Here is a 13,072-nt window from a genome sequence, read left to right on the forward strand (position 1 = left end):
GCGATGTCCGCTCACCCCGCGCCGCATCGTCGTGCGCTGGATGTACGCAGCCGCGATCGCGCACCTGCTGGTCGGCGCAGCCGCTCCGTGGATCGCCGGCGCATCTTGGCTCGACGCGTATCACCGCGACATCGAGTGGCATTTCTGGACGGGAGCCGCGCCCGAAGCCGCGCGCGCCCAGCAGGTCTGGTGGATGTCGCTGCTCGGCGCGACGGTGCAGTGCGCGTCGGTCTGGATGCTCGCGCTCGTCCATCTCGGCAACCGGCTGCGGAAACGGGAAGTGTGGGGCTGGCTGCTGGCCGGCCTGTCGGTCTGGGCGCCGCAGGACATGCTGTTGTCGTGGCAGGCGCAAGTGTGGAGTCACGTGGCGATCGACGTTGCCGCACTCGTCGCGATGGCGCCGCCGCTCGTCTGGCTTTGGAGGAGGGATGCCGCATGAACACGTTGCCTGCTTTCGACTGGGCGCTCAACCTGCTGATCGTGCAGGGCGCGATGGGCGCATTCGACACGCTTTATCACCACGAACTCACGCAGGACCTGCCGCATAGCCCGCGCGCGCGGCTCGAGCTGGCGATTCATGCGGTGCGATCCGTGCTGTACGGCCTCGTGTTCGCGTCGATCGCGAACGTCGCGTTTCACGGCGCGTGGGTCGCGGCGCTCGCGACGGTCGTGCTCGTCGAAGTGGTGCTGACGTTGTGGGATTTCGTCGTCGAGGACCAGAGCCGCAAGCTGCCGGCGACCGAGCGCGTGCTGCATACGCTGCTGGCCGTCAACGGCGGCGCGCTGTTCGGAATGGTCGCGATGCAGCTCGCCGTGTGGGCGCACGAACCGACCGCGCTGCACGCGATCGACGTCGGCTGGCGTGGCTGGTTGCTCAGCCTGTTCGCCGTCGGCGTGACGCTGTCGGGCGTACGCGACGGGATCGCAGCATACCGCATCGCGCCACGCGCGCCGGCCGCCAACCCGTTCGCCCGGCAGCGGCCGGGCAACGTACTCGTTACCGGCGGGACCGGCTTCATCGGCGAAACGCTCGTGAACCAGTTGCTCGATGCCGGGCATACGGTCACGTTGCTGGCACGCGATCCGTTGTGCGCGGCTTACCTGTTTCAAGGCCGCGTGCGCAGCGTGACGTCGGTCGAGCAGCTGCAGCCGCACGAGCGCTTCGACACGGTGATCAATCTCGCCGGCGCGCCGGTGCTGGGCGCACGCTGGAGCAAGCGCCGGCGGGCGCTGCTGCTCGCCAGCCGCGTCGGCGTCACGCAGGCGCTGATGCGCTGGGTGGAAACCGCCGAGGTCAAGCCGCGCACGTGGATCCAGGCGTCCGCGATCGGCTACTACGGCGTGCGGCCGGGCGACGAACGGCTCGACGAGGGCAGCAGTACCGGCGCCGGCTTCATGTCCGAGCTGTGCCGGCAGTGGGAGGCGGCCGTGCAACCGCTCGAGCGCCACGGCGTGCGCGCGGTGGTGCTGCGGCTGGGCATCGTGTTCGGCCCGGGCGGCGCGTTGCGCCCGATGCTGCTGCCGCATTACGTCGGGCTGGGCGGCCGATTCGGCGACGGCGCGCAGGTGATGAGCTGGATTCACCGCGACGACGTGCTGCGGATCGTCGCGCGAGCGATGTCCAATGCGGTGATGCATGGCGTCTACAACGCGGTCGCACCGGTGCCGCTGACCCAGCGCGCGTTCGTGCAGGTCGTGACGAAGGTGCTGCGCCGTCCGGCGTTCCTGCACGTGCCGGCCGCGCCGCTGCGCGCCGCGATGGGCGAGATGGCCGAGCTGCTGCTGGACGGGCAGCGCGTGGTGCCGGCACGGCTGCATCAGGACGGATTCATGTTCCGGTTCCCGACGGCCGAGCACGCGCTGCGCGACCTGACGAACCGGCCGCACACCGATTTCGCGCCCGCGGTCTGCCGTTTCCCGCGAGGTCGTGTATAAATTCGGCGTGAACGCGTTCGGCGTGTGCCGTGCGCGCCGAACGCTCCGCACCCGACCTCACAAGGAGACTGCATGCTGCACGTCCTCGGCAAGATTCCGTCCATCAACGTCCGCAAGGTGCTGTGGTTGTGCACCGAACTGAACCTGCCGTTCGAACAGGAAGACTGGGGCGCGGGCTTCCGCACGACCCACGATCCGGCCTATCTCGCGCTGAATCCGAACGCGCTCGTGCCCGTCATCAAGGATGACGATTTCGTGCTGTGGGAATCGAACACGATCATCCGCTACCTCGCGAACCGCTACGGCGGCGATGCGCTGTATCCGGCCGAGCCGCAGGCACGTGCGCGCGTCGACCAGTGGATCGACTGGCAGGGCTCGGACCTGAACCGCTCGTGGGTCGGCGCATTCCTCGGCCTCGTGCGCAAGTCGCCCGACCATCAGGATCCGGACGCTATCGCACGGTCGATCGCGGGCTGGACGACGCACATGCGCGTGCTGAACGCGCAGCTCGACAAGACCGGCGCGTACGTGGCCGGCAACACGTTCACGCTCGCGGATATCCCGATCGGTTTGTCGGTGAACCGCTGGTTCGGCACGCCGTTCGAGCATCCGGACCTGCCGGCGGTGTCGCGCTACATCGAACGCCTCGCGACGCGCGAAGGATTCAAGCAGTACGGCGGCAGCGCGAATCCGTAATGCAGCGCGGATAGCGCGTGAAGCGGCGGCGTCGTCACGGCCGCCGCCGTAGCGCGTGCGGCGGGCAAGCGCCCGTCGTCACGCACCGGGGGCCGGCACCGCGTCGAGCACGCGCGCGAGAAACGCCTCGTGATTCCACGCGGCTTCCGGCCGCGACAGCCCGAGCCGCACGATCACCAGCTCGCGGCTCGGCACCACGCTCACGAACTGACCTTCATGGCCGACCGCATGAAACGCGTCGACCGGCATCGCGCGCGCATGCGGATCGGGATCGTTGAACGGCTCCGGCACCTTCACCCACAGCTGCGCGCCGAATTCCTGCCGCGTCGACTGCGGCGTCGCGCGCGTCAGGTAATGCACCCAGCCTTCCGGCAGCAGCCGCTGCCCGTTCCACACGCCGTCCTGCAGCAGAAGCTGACCGAAGCGCGCCCAGTCGCGTGCGCTCGCATACAGGTACGACGCGCTGACGAGCGTGCCGGACGCATCGGGCTCGAACACCGCGCTGCGCATCCCGAGCGGCGCGAACAGCGCGCGGCGCGGAAACGCGAGGTAGTCGGCGTCGCTGCCGCCCAGCGCTTCGCGCATCACGCGCGCGACGATCGCGCTCGTGCCGCTCGAGTACGACCACTGTGCGCCGGGCGTCGCGGCAAGCGGCTTCGCCGACGCGAACCGCGCGGTATCGGGCTGCGTGAACAGCATCACCGCGACGTCGGACAGCGGGTCGTCGTAGTCCTCGTTGAATTGCAGGCCGCTCGTCATCCGCAGCAGCGCGTCGAGCGTGATGGCCGCGCGCGGATCGCCGCGGCCGCGCCATTCGGGCAGCAGCGCCGACGCGTCCGGCGACAGCTTGTGCCGCGCGACCAGCGTGCCGACCAGCGCGGCGGTCACGGTTTTCGTCATCGACCAGCCGGGCAGCGGCGTGTCGGCCGTGAAGCCGCGCGCATAGCGTTCGGCGATCACCTGGCCGCGCCACATCACGACGACCGCGCGCGTGCGCCGCGGCCGCGCCGGATCGGGTTCGTCGAACGCGCGGTCGAGCGCGGTCTGCAGCTTGCGTGCGTCGATGCCGGCGGGCGGCGTGGCCGGTGCGGGTGGGTCGGGCGGCGCGACCGGCGGATCGGGGAGGGGCGGCAACGCGGCCGGCAAGGTGGCCGCCGCCGCACCGGTCGGGGCCCCGAGTGCGAGCGTGCAGCCGAGCCCGGGTCGGAAGTCGGCTTCGCGTTCGGCGAAGCCGGCGAAGGTCGCCATCGCGCGATGATGGTCGGGATCGAGCGACGGGCGTACCAGTTTCAGCAGCGGATGGACGCCGGCCATGATGTCGACGTCGATCACGGACGCGGCCGGGCGGCCCGACACGAACACGCCCGAGCACAGCGCCTTGGCCGCATAGCCGGTCGCGATCGGCGCGAGCCGGGACAGCATGTAGCCGGTGTAGCCGATAGCGGCCACGAGGGCGAGCGCGACACCGCGCAGAATCAGCTTCTTGAGGGGGATCGTCATGCGCGAGCGTCCTCGGTGGCGTGCCGGCCGGCAACGATCCGGCAGTGTCGCAGGTTCGGGCGATGCGTTGCAATCGCGGCCGCGTGACGCGTGACGACGATCGCATGCGGTCGCGTTGTCGCCTGCTCGACGATTCGGCGCGCGTCGCGCGTCGCGCGAGTTGATATCGGGCCGGCCGTCGGCCGATAATCGTCCGGCATTGCTGTCCCAGTCCCACTGTCCAATCGAGATCGGAAAACGCCATGTCCTACGACAACAACAACCCGTTCGCCAAAATCCTGCGCGGCGAACTGCCGTGCGTGAAGGTCGCCGAAGACGACGCGACGCTCGCGATCATGGATCTGATGCCGCAGGCCGACGGTCACGTGCTCGTGATCCCGAAGGAGCCGGCCGCGCAGATCTTCGAGCTGTCCGGCGACGCGGCCGCGGCCGGCATCCGCATGGCGCAGCGCGTCGCGGCGGCGGTGCGCGCGGCGCTCGAGCCGGACGGCGTGTTCATCGGCCAGTTCAACGGCGCGGCAGCCGGCCAGACGGTCCCGCATGTGCATTTCCACGTGATTCCGCGCTGGGAAGGCGCGGAGCTGCGGATGCACGCGCGCGACATCGCCGACGCCGCGACGCTCGAAGCGCTCGCGCAGCGCATTCGTGCCCGCTTCGTGTAACAACCCGTCCGCACCCGGCGCGGCGGCCGTCCACCGGCCGGCCGCTGCGCCGCCAGAGCCTGTTTCAGCGGTCACACCAGGTAACACGTGTAACCGCCCGGGAAACTCGGCCGGCCGGGCCCGGCGCTAGACTCCGCGCATTGTTTCATCGAGCGACAGGAGGGGCGGATCGCCTCTTCGTGCCGGCCGTCGCGTGGTGCGGCGACACGCGGCGGCGCGGTCTTCGCGAGATGCCGTTCGTCTTTCGCGCCGGGAACCGAGCCATGTCCAGACTTCTCATCACGCTTGCCCTGATCGGCGGCCTGTCCGGCTGCTATGTCGCGCCGCCGTACGGCTACGCGCCCGCGCCGGCCTACTACGGCTATGCCCCCGCGTATTACGCGCCGCCCGTCACCGTCGGCATCGGCGGCCACTTCCACATCCGCTGATCCGTCGCAGCACGCCGGCCGCGGCCATACCGGCCCGGTCGGCTGCCGTTGGCCGGACGATGCCCGCGCGTTCGCGCGCCGCATCACGGTGCTGCACGGCGCGCGGGCTGCGCGGTTCCTATACTTCACAGGAATGCGTATCCCCGCGAGGCCGTCATGACAGCCACCCCCAAGGTCATCGTTCTGTCGAGCCTGTCCACGCTCGTCTATCTCGGGCTCGCCGTGCTCGGCATCGGCGGGTTCGCTGCATTCTTCTCGCATCCCCAGCTGACCGTCGTCGTGCTCGCGACGCTCGCGATGGCCGTCACCGCGCTGTTCACCGAAGGCAACCTGAGCAGCGGCGAGCGCGAGCGTCGCGACAACCGCTGGGTGCTCGCGGCGTTCGCGGTGAGCGGCTTCCTGCTCGCGTACCTGCCCGCGCTGACTGACCGGCTCGACGTCTGGACGTTCGGCGGCGACACGGTGCGCTGGATCGGCGTCGCGCTGTACCTCGCGGGCGGCGTGCTGCGGATGTGGCCCGTGTTCGTGCTCGGCAAGCGCTTCAGCGGGCTCGTCGCGATCCAGCCGGGCCATACGCTCGTGACCGGCGGCATCTACAGCCGCATCCGCAATCCCAGCTATCTGGGCCTGGTCGTCAATTCGTTCGGCTGGGCGCTGGCGTTCCGCTCGGGCGTCGGCGTGCTGCTGGTCGTGCTGACGCTCGTGCCGCTCGTCGCGCGGATCCGCTCGGAAGAGGCATTGCTGCGCTCGCAATTCGGCGCCGAGTACGACGCGTACTGCGCGCGGACGTGGCGGTTGCTGCCCGGCGTGTACTGACCCTCTTCATCTTCTCCCTGACCGTCGTTCGGAGGCCCACGCCGCGGCATGTGCAGATGTGTTGCCACGTGTGTCTCGAATGTGCGGCCGCTTGCATCACCGGCCTGTCGCGATGCGGGGCCAGAACCGTGCCGAAGCCAATGCCGGCAAGGGTTTCAGCCGGATTCGGCGGGTGCGTTTATCGTCTGTTATTCGTAAACAACTTGTTACCACAATGTCCACGGCAGGAATGCGGGACCGGTGCTATTCTTCGCCGCAAGCTCGTTGAAATGAATTGGTCCGCGGTTCGGCACAATGCCTGCCCCGACGTCGATCGATTCAGATCGTCGTACCGAGCGGACCTCGATAACCAGAATTGCGAACAAGGAAGAATACGGGAATGTGGAAGAAAATCGCCCCCGCTCTCGTCGTCGCCGCGTTGACCGGCGCGACTGCACTGCCGGCAATGGCCGGTGACTTGAACAACGCGCTCGGCGGCGCGCTCGGCGGGGTTGCCGGCGCAGCGGTCGGCGGCGCGGTCGGCGGCAGCACGGGCTCCGTCATCGGCGGCGCGATCGGCGGCGGCGCCGGCGGCGCGGTGACGTCGAACCGTCGTGAGCGCACCGGCGCGATCATCGGCGGCGCCCTCGGCGGCGGCGCGGGTACCGCGGCAGGCAACGCGATGGGCGGCCGCACGGGCGGCCTGCTGGGCGCGGCCGTCGGCGGCGGCGCCGGCGCGGCACTCGGCGGCAACATGTCGCGCAGCTCGTACGATCGCGATCACGGCGACCGCGGCTACCATCGCCGCAAGCATCGCCACCACCGCGACTGGGACTGATCGCCGCTGGCGCGGCCCGCGCGACCCGCGCACCGGCGCGCCGACGGCGTCGGCATCCCGACGCGAGCCTCAGCCCGGCGCGCTGCCGGGCCGCTTCGCCGGCCACGCCGGCGATTCTCCTCCGGCTTCATCAGCCGCTGCCATGTGCCCGATCGACGGGCCGGCAATTCTTCTTCCGCTGTTTTCTCCGTTTCTCGACGACACCCGTTGCCGCGTCCGAATGTGCGCGGGCAGGGTCGGCCGAATGCCGTCCGCTTTTCCTTCGACACGTCGGCTCGTTCTCTGACCTGACCCGTATCCCGCGACCATGCCGCAGCGGTCCGCTGTCGCGCACGTTTCGACTGCCTTCGATCCGCGTAACGGGATGCATCGAGACCGGCGCTTTGCACGCTGCGTTGTCGTGCACGGACCCATCGCGCGAGCGTTCGCAACCGTCAGGATTTCCCCGATAGCCGGCGCGCCCCGCAACGCTTCCCCACCGCGCATCGCGGGCGCCGGTGGGTAGTGCGAAATCGAATGCATGTCATCGCAACATTTAATTGGTCGATCGAGATCGACTTCGCTATCGTCGGCGATGCTCGCGTACCGAGTCGAACCGTGCCGCCTCGTCGGCGATGCTCGCGTACCGAGTCGAACCGTGCCGCTATCCGCGCCTCGCTGCATGATCGCGAGGGCCGCGGCCTGACCGCCGGCCCGACCATCCGGGCCGCCGCGTCCGCTCGACGGACGGACCCGATGCGAAGCCTGGCCGACCGACCGAAGGCGCATGCGCTTTCAAGCCACCCCGGCAACGACGTCCCGCCGTCGTCTGCGCGTTTCACGCGCAGGCGAACCGCCCGACGCCGTTTGCGCCCGGGGCCGGACCAACCCATTGCCTGGATGCACTATGTCTAAGACAACGTATTACGCGCCGCATGGCGGCCACCCGCCGCAGACGGATCTGCTGACCGATCGCGCGATGTTCACCGAGGCGTACGCGGTGATCCCGAAGGGAGTGATGCGCGACATCGTCACGAGCTGGCTGCCGTTCTGGACCCACACGCGCCTGTGGGTGATCGCGCGCCCGCTGTCGGGTTTCGCGGAAACCTTCTCGCAGTACATCGTCGAAGTGAATCCGGGCGGCGGCAGCGACAAGCCCGAGCAGGACAAGCACGCCGAAGCCGTGCTGTTCGTCGTCGAAGGCGAAGCGGAGCTGACGCTGCAGGGCAAGCAGCACACGCTGAAACCGGGTGGTTACGCATTCATTCCGCCGGGCGCGGACTGGACGCTGCACAACGTCAGCGATGCCGCGGTGCGTTTTCACTGGATCCGCAAGCACTATCAAGTGGTCGACGGCATTCCGCTGCCGGACGCGTTCGTGACGAACGAGCAGGACGTCGAGCCGATTCCGATGCCGGGCACCAACGGCGCATGGGTGACGACGCGCTTCGTCGACATGAGCGACATGCGTCACGACATGCACGTGAACATCGTGACGTTCGAGCCGGGCGGCGTGATTCCGTTCGCCGAAACGCACGTGATGGAGCACGGCCTGTACGTGCTGGAAGGCAAGGCCGTTTATCGGCTGAACCAGGACTGGGTCGAGGTGGAAGCCGGCGACTTCATGTGGCTGCGCGCGTTCTGCCCGCAGGCATGCTATTCGGGCGGGCCTGGGCGGTTCCGTTATCTGCTGTACAAGGATGTGAACCGTCACATGAATCTGACGCTGAACCCGGCGCGCTGAAGGCACGGCGCAGGTCGGATATGAAAGCCCGTCGGTGTTTGCCGGCGGGTTTTTTTTCGCGTTCAGCGTAGGGTCAGACAGTCAGCGGATAGGCTGTCCGACAACCCGAGCCCACACCGCCCGAAGGCGTCGCGCGCGGTCTTCGAAGAGATATGACGCCGCAAGCGCCAAGAGACCTGAAATCGCACCCGTCACGATGTGCTCGACATAGGGGATGCGGTAATGACTCGTGTGCGAGTAGGCGTCGCCCAACGTCGTCAGGACGCCAACGATCAGCGCATTGCCGTATCGATGCGCGTAGAGTTTCGAGACGGGCGTGAAAGTCAGAAGTATCGCCAGGAGCCCGGTCAGCAGACCCGTATGAAAGGCGATAGTCCAGTGGGTAACGCTCATGACGTTTCCCCAGCTCCCGGGCATGCAGGTCATGCACGCGCTGGTCGGCTGCCAGAAGCGCTGGATAAACAGTCGGACGCGGTGCTTCCACTCGGTTGACATGATGCGTTTCCATCAATGCCGTCGTCACGGCCGTTGCCACTATACGTAGATGGGTCGGCGGTGCGCCGTAGAGGCCGGGTAATCACCTCGATATCGGGGAATACTACTCCACGATCGGACGGCCGCGGTTTCAAACGAGCCCGGAGTTCAGCGCTTGTGTCTATCTGTGCGGCACCGTCCGTCCGGTGGTCTTCGCCGCTTCCCCGCAGACATTCGCGATGGGCTGTTTTCATGGTCGATGCGTATCGCTACAGCCCGAGCGCAGCCGCCGCAAGCATCGCAACCTGCAGCCGCGTATCGGCCGGCTGCTCGTCCTCCATCAACCACACCGCCGACAGCCCGGCCCACGCGAGTATCCACTTCAACAACCGTCCCCGTTCGAGCCGCGCCGCATCGGCCACGACCACGACACGCCGCTCGAAACGCACCGGATCGACCGCGATCTCATGCGCAGGATTGCAGAACAGATTCGCGTAATCGAACGCGCGCCAGCCGCGATCGCCGAAATGAAGCATGTTGTCATGGTGAATGTCGCCATGCAGCACGACTTCGTCGACCGACGGCCCCGCCAGCAACTGACGAGCGACCGCCGCCGAACGGCGCAGCGCGTCATTGTCGGCATCGCTCGACAGCAACGCATAGAACCAGTCATGCAGCGGCACGACCTGCGGCACCTGCGGCGCACGATGCGCGTGCAACCGAGCGACGACGTCGCACGCGATGCGCATCGTGTCGTCATCGTGGCCCGCGGCCGACAACACGGCGAGCGTCGGCGTCGGCTGCGCGCGTTCGAGCAGGATCGCGTCGCCGTCGTGCTGCCACACTTGCGCAGCGCCTTGCCCGTTCCACCACGCCATTAGCGCATTTCCACGCCGCTCTTCGTCGCAAGTGGCGACTTTCAGCATCGCGGGCCGCGCATGCCAGACGACCGGCAGCAGGCCGCCGCTTGCGGTCAGGATCGGGCCGCCGTCGGGGACGAGGCTCCACAGGTCGAGGTATCGATCGAACATCCGACGATGGTACAAGCGAACCGGCTCGCGCGCCCGGCGCGCTCGTCGCGACGAATGCCGCAAACCCGCATACACGGGGCGAGCGGGCTCCAAAGCGCTTTCCTAAATAAAATTTAGCCAGCCAAACTTTGGCTAAAGAATGTTCCGGTTTCATGCCATCCCTTCGACAATGCGCGCCTTTCGTGACCGATCGGCGCGTGTCTCGCGCCGGCCGTCGCGGCACTGAAGAAGGAGCCCGACATGACCGACCCCACCGCCAATCCGCCTCCGCCGCCCGCGCCGCCCTCCACACCGCCGCGCCGCCGCCGCGTATGGCGCACGCTCGCGGGCGCGCTGCTCGGCCTGACGCTCGCATGCGCGGGCATCGGCGCCTGGACGATCGATCGCATCTGGACGCAACTGCCGTCCGTCGAGCACCTGGCCGTCTATCGTCCCGCGTTGCCGCTGCGGATCTTCTCGCGCGACGGCGACCTGCTGGCCGAATACGGCGTCGAGCGGCGCGAGTTCGTGCCGCTCGAACGCATCCCGCCGCTGATGCGGCACGCGCTGCTCGCGGCCGAGGACGCAAAGTTCTACGAGCACGGCCCGGTCGATGTCGGCGGCCTCGCGCGCGCAACGTTCGCGAACGTCGTCACCGGGCAGCCGGGGCAGGGCGGCAGCACGATCACGATGCAGGTCGCGCGCAACTTCTACCTGACGCGCGACAAGGTGCTGAGCCGCAAGCTCGCCGAGATCCTGATGGCGGCCAAGCTCGAACGCGCATACAGCAAGAACAAGCTGCTCGAGCTGTACATGAACGAGATCTATCTGGGCGAGCGCGCATACGGCTTCGCGGCCGCCGCGCACGTGTACTTCGGCAAGCCGCTCGACGCGTTGAGCGCGGGCGAAGCGGCCGTGCTCGCCGGGCTGCCGAAGGCGCCGTCCGCGTTCAACCCGGTCGTCAATCCGGCGCGCGCGACCGCGCGGCGCAACTACGTGCTCGGCCGGATGCATGCGCTCGGCCAGCTCGACGATGCGGCGTATCGCGCGGCCGTCGACGCGCCGATCGCGCTGGCGACCACGCCGCCGCCAGGCATCATCACGGCGCCGTACGTCGCCGAGCGGGCGCGCCGGATGATGGTCGAGCGGTTTCATGACGACGCGTACACGCTCGGCCTCGACGTGACGACGACGATCTCGATGCGCGACCAGCGCGCCGCCGAGGCCGCGCTCGAGCGCACGCTGAGCCGCCAGTCGCGCGCGACACGCGATGCGCGCAACGGCCTCGAAGGCGCGCTCGTGTCGCTCGATGCGGCCACCGGCGACATGCTCGCGCTGGTCGGCGGCGCGGATTTCAATCGCAACGTGTTCGACCATGCGCTGCAGGCGTATCGGCAGCCGGGGTCGAGCTTCAAGCCGTTCGTCTATTCGGCGGCGCTGGAGAAGGGCTACTTCCCCGGCGTGCTCGTCGACGATACGCAGCGCACGCTCACACACGCGGAAACCGGCGCGCGGCCGTGGCGTCCGCGCAATTTCGGCAATCGCTACGAAGGCTTCATCCCGGTGCGGAGAGGGCTCATGCGCTCGAAGAACCTCGTCGCGGTCAGCCTGATGCAAGCCACCGATGCGCGCTACGTGCAGCAGCACGCGGTGCGTTTCGGCTTCGATGCGCAGCGCAATCCGGCGTCGCTGCCGCTCGCGCTCGGCGCGGGCGCCGTGACGCCGCTCGAACTCGCGAGCGCATACAGCGTGTTCGCGAACGGCGGCACGCGGATGGAGCCGCGCCTGATCCTGTCGGTGAAGCAGCGTCACGGCGGCGCGATGTACGAGGCGACCGTGCCGGCGGGCGAGCGGGTCGTGTCGGCGCGCAATGCGTTCGTGATGGACAGCATGCTGCGCGACGTCGTGCGTGCCGGCACCGCGCGCGGCGCGCTCGCGCTCAGGCGTGACGACGCGGCCGGCAAGACGGGCACGTCGAACGGGTCGAAGGACGTATGGTTCGCCGGCTATTCGTCGGGCATCGTCGCGGTCGCGTGGCTCGGCTACGACACGCCGCGCCCGATGGGGCGGGCGACCGGCGCGACGCTTGCGCTGCCGGTCTGGCTCGACTACATGAAGACGGCCGTCGACGGGCGCACGCCGGTCGATGCGACGCCGCCGCAGGACGTCGCGCTCGTCGACGGCGATTTCGTCTACGCCGAATACACGCGCGGCACGTGCACGGCCGACGTGCCGGCGTATATCCGCAGCCGCTTTGCGTGCGGCGGCGCGGCGGCCGTCGATGCGCCGGATGCATCGGCCGACCACGGCCAGCGCGACGAACCGATGCCGGCCGCCGTCGATGCGGCCGAGCGCGAACGCGTGCTCGACCTGTTCCGGACCGACGACTGACGCGCGCGATGCATACGCTCTATCTGATTGCGATCGTCGCAGAAGCGATGTCGGGGGCGCTGATGGGCATGCGGCGCGGAATGGACCGCTTCGGGCTCGCGCTCGTCGGCGCGGTGACGGCGCTCGGCGGCGGCACCGTGCGCGACGTGCTGCTCGGCCACTATCCGCTCGGCTGGATCGCGCATCCCGAATACCTGGTGATCACGCTCGTCGCGGCGACCGTCGCGTCATGGGCCGCGCGGCACGTCGCGCGGATGAAGACGCTGTTCGTCACCGTCGACGCGATCGGCCTTGCGGCGTTCACGATCATCGGCTGCGACATCGGCGCATCGACCGGCACGGCGCCGATCATCGTCGTGCTGGCCGGCGCGATCACGGGCGTGTGCGGCGGGATGCTGCGCGATTTACTCTGCAACGAGATGCCGCTGATCCTGCGCGAGGAACTGTATGCGAGCGTCGCGTTCGCCACGGGCGCGCTGTATGTCGGGATGCAGCATGTCGACATCGATGCGGGATTCGCGACGCTCGTCGCGCTGGCGGCCGGCTTCTCGATGCGGATGCTCGCGGTGCGGCTCGGCTGGAAGATGCGGACCTTCGGCGCGGCGGACGTCGAGCATTGA

12 protein-coding genes and 1 pseudogene are annotated in these 13,072 nt (G+C 68.6%); 10 read left to right on the forward strand and 3 right to left on the reverse strand.

What is annotated here, in order from left to right:
* Positions 1-16 precede the first annotated feature (16 nt).
* From JYG37_RS26140 to JYG37_RS26150, 3 genes and pseudogenes are all read left to right on the forward strand, one after another.
* Positions 17-439: pseudogene (locus JYG37_RS26140) on the forward strand (DUF393 domain-containing protein); the annotation flags it as partial.
* Entirely contained in the window at positions 436-1,935 is a 1,500-nt protein-coding gene (locus JYG37_RS26145; RefSeq protein ID WP_089489855.1) for a TIGR01777 family oxidoreductase, read from the forward strand. The pseudogene JYG37_RS26140 and the gene JYG37_RS26145, both read left to right, overlap by 4 nt.
* A gap of 72 nt (positions 1,936-2,007) precedes the next feature.
* On the forward strand, positions 2,008-2,631 hold the full coding sequence (locus JYG37_RS26150; protein WP_050012163.1) for a glutathione S-transferase family protein: 624 nt from the start codon (positions 2,008-2,010) through the stop codon (positions 2,629-2,631).
* A 78-nt stretch (positions 2,632-2,709) separates the two neighbouring features.
* Here the strand turns inward: JYG37_RS26150 and JYG37_RS26155 are convergent, their stop codons facing one another.
* Positions 2,710-4,131, reverse strand: coding sequence for a serine hydrolase domain-containing protein (locus JYG37_RS26155; protein ID WP_213346172.1), 1,422 nt, complete (start codon positions 4,129-4,131; stop codon positions 2,710-2,712).
* Between the two features lie 242 nt (positions 4,132-4,373).
* Here JYG37_RS26155 and JYG37_RS26160 point away from each other — a divergent pair, with 242 nt between their 5' ends.
* The 5 genes from JYG37_RS26160 to JYG37_RS26180 all read left to right on the forward strand — a co-directional run bounded on the left by JYG37_RS26160 (position 4,374) and on the right by JYG37_RS26180 (position 8,577).
* Positions 4,374-4,793 (forward strand): HIT family protein, encoded by a 420-nt coding sequence (locus JYG37_RS26160; protein WP_050012161.1) that lies wholly within the window; start codon positions 4,374-4,376, stop codon positions 4,791-4,793.
* Positions 4,794-5,056: 263 nt separating this feature from the next.
* Positions 5,057-5,221, forward strand: a complete 165-nt coding sequence (locus JYG37_RS26165) for a hypothetical protein (protein WP_162838116.1) — start codon at positions 5,057-5,059, stop codon at positions 5,219-5,221.
* A gap of 156 nt (positions 5,222-5,377) precedes the next feature.
* Positions 5,378-6,037, forward strand: coding sequence for a methyltransferase family protein (locus JYG37_RS26170; protein WP_089489853.1), 660 nt, complete (start codon positions 5,378-5,380; stop codon positions 6,035-6,037).
* Between the two features lie 379 nt (positions 6,038-6,416).
* The gene (locus JYG37_RS26175) at positions 6,417-6,854 is read left to right on the forward strand and encodes a hypothetical protein (protein WP_050012159.1); all 438 of its coding nucleotides are present in this window, start codon (positions 6,417-6,419) and stop codon (positions 6,852-6,854) included.
* Positions 6,855-7,740: 886 nt separating this feature from the next.
* Positions 7,741-8,577, forward strand: coding sequence for a bifunctional allantoicase/(S)-ureidoglycine aminohydrolase (locus tag JYG37_RS26180; protein ID WP_050012158.1), 837 nt, complete (start codon positions 7,741-7,743; stop codon positions 8,575-8,577).
* 81 nt (positions 8,578-8,658) lie between these two features.
* Here JYG37_RS26180 and JYG37_RS26185 read toward each other — a convergent pair whose 3' ends face one another.
* Entirely contained in the window at positions 8,659-9,072 is a 414-nt protein-coding gene (locus tag JYG37_RS26185) for a hypothetical protein (protein ID WP_050012157.1), read from the reverse strand.
* A gap of 248 nt (positions 9,073-9,320) precedes the next feature.
* Positions 9,321-10,082, reverse strand: coding sequence for an aminoglycoside phosphotransferase family protein (locus JYG37_RS26190; RefSeq protein ID WP_213346173.1), 762 nt, complete (start codon positions 10,080-10,082; stop codon positions 9,321-9,323).
* A 240-nt stretch (positions 10,083-10,322) separates the two neighbouring features.
* Between JYG37_RS26190 and JYG37_RS26195 the strand changes: the two genes are divergently transcribed.
* Positions 10,323-12,452 carry a penicillin-binding protein 1A gene (locus JYG37_RS26195; RefSeq protein ID WP_213346174.1) on the forward strand — a complete coding sequence of 710 codons (2,130 nt, stop codon included), beginning with the start codon at positions 10,323-10,325 and terminating at the stop codon, positions 12,450-12,452.
* A gap of 8 nt (positions 12,453-12,460) precedes the next feature.
* The gene (locus JYG37_RS26200; RefSeq protein ID WP_050012154.1) at positions 12,461-13,072 is read left to right on the forward strand and encodes a trimeric intracellular cation channel family protein; all 612 of its coding nucleotides are present in this window, start codon (positions 12,461-12,463) and stop codon (positions 13,070-13,072) included.

Source organism: Burkholderia sp. LAS2 (genome assembly GCF_018417615.1).
GTDB classification, from domain to species: Bacteria; Pseudomonadota; Gammaproteobacteria; order Burkholderiales; family Burkholderiaceae; genus Burkholderia; species Burkholderia sola.

Coding starts and splice junctions, on each gene's coding strand:
- JYG37_RS26145 (WP_089489855.1), top strand. CDS start 436: ATGAACACGTTGCCTGCTTTCGACTGGGCGCTCAACCTGCTGATCGTG.
- JYG37_RS26150 (WP_050012163.1), top strand. CDS start 2,008: ATGCTGCACGTCCTCGGCAAGATTCCGTCCATCAACGTCCGCAAGGTG.
- JYG37_RS26155 (WP_213346172.1), bottom strand. CDS start 4,131: ATGACGATCCCCCTCAAGAAGCTGATTCTGCGCGGTGTCGCGCTCGCC.
- JYG37_RS26160 (WP_050012161.1), top strand. CDS start 4,374: ATGTCCTACGACAACAACAACCCGTTCGCCAAAATCCTGCGCGGCGAA.
- JYG37_RS26165 (WP_162838116.1), top strand. CDS start 5,057: ATGTCCAGACTTCTCATCACGCTTGCCCTGATCGGCGGCCTGTCCGGC.
- JYG37_RS26170 (WP_089489853.1), top strand. CDS start 5,378: ATGACAGCCACCCCCAAGGTCATCGTTCTGTCGAGCCTGTCCACGCTC.
- JYG37_RS26175 (WP_050012159.1), top strand. CDS start 6,417: ATGTGGAAGAAAATCGCCCCCGCTCTCGTCGTCGCCGCGTTGACCGGC.
- JYG37_RS26180 (WP_050012158.1), top strand. CDS start 7,741: ATGTCTAAGACAACGTATTACGCGCCGCATGGCGGCCACCCGCCGCAG.
- JYG37_RS26185 (WP_050012157.1), bottom strand. CDS start 9,072: ATGTCAACCGAGTGGAAGCACCGCGTCCGACTGTTTATCCAGCGCTTC.
- JYG37_RS26190 (WP_213346173.1), bottom strand. CDS start 10,082: ATGTTCGATCGATACCTCGACCTGTGGAGCCTCGTCCCCGACGGCGGC.
- JYG37_RS26195 (WP_213346174.1), top strand. CDS start 10,323: ATGACCGACCCCACCGCCAATCCGCCTCCGCCGCCCGCGCCGCCCTCC.
- JYG37_RS26200 (WP_050012154.1), top strand. CDS start 12,461: ATGCATACGCTCTATCTGATTGCGATCGTCGCAGAAGCGATGTCGGGG.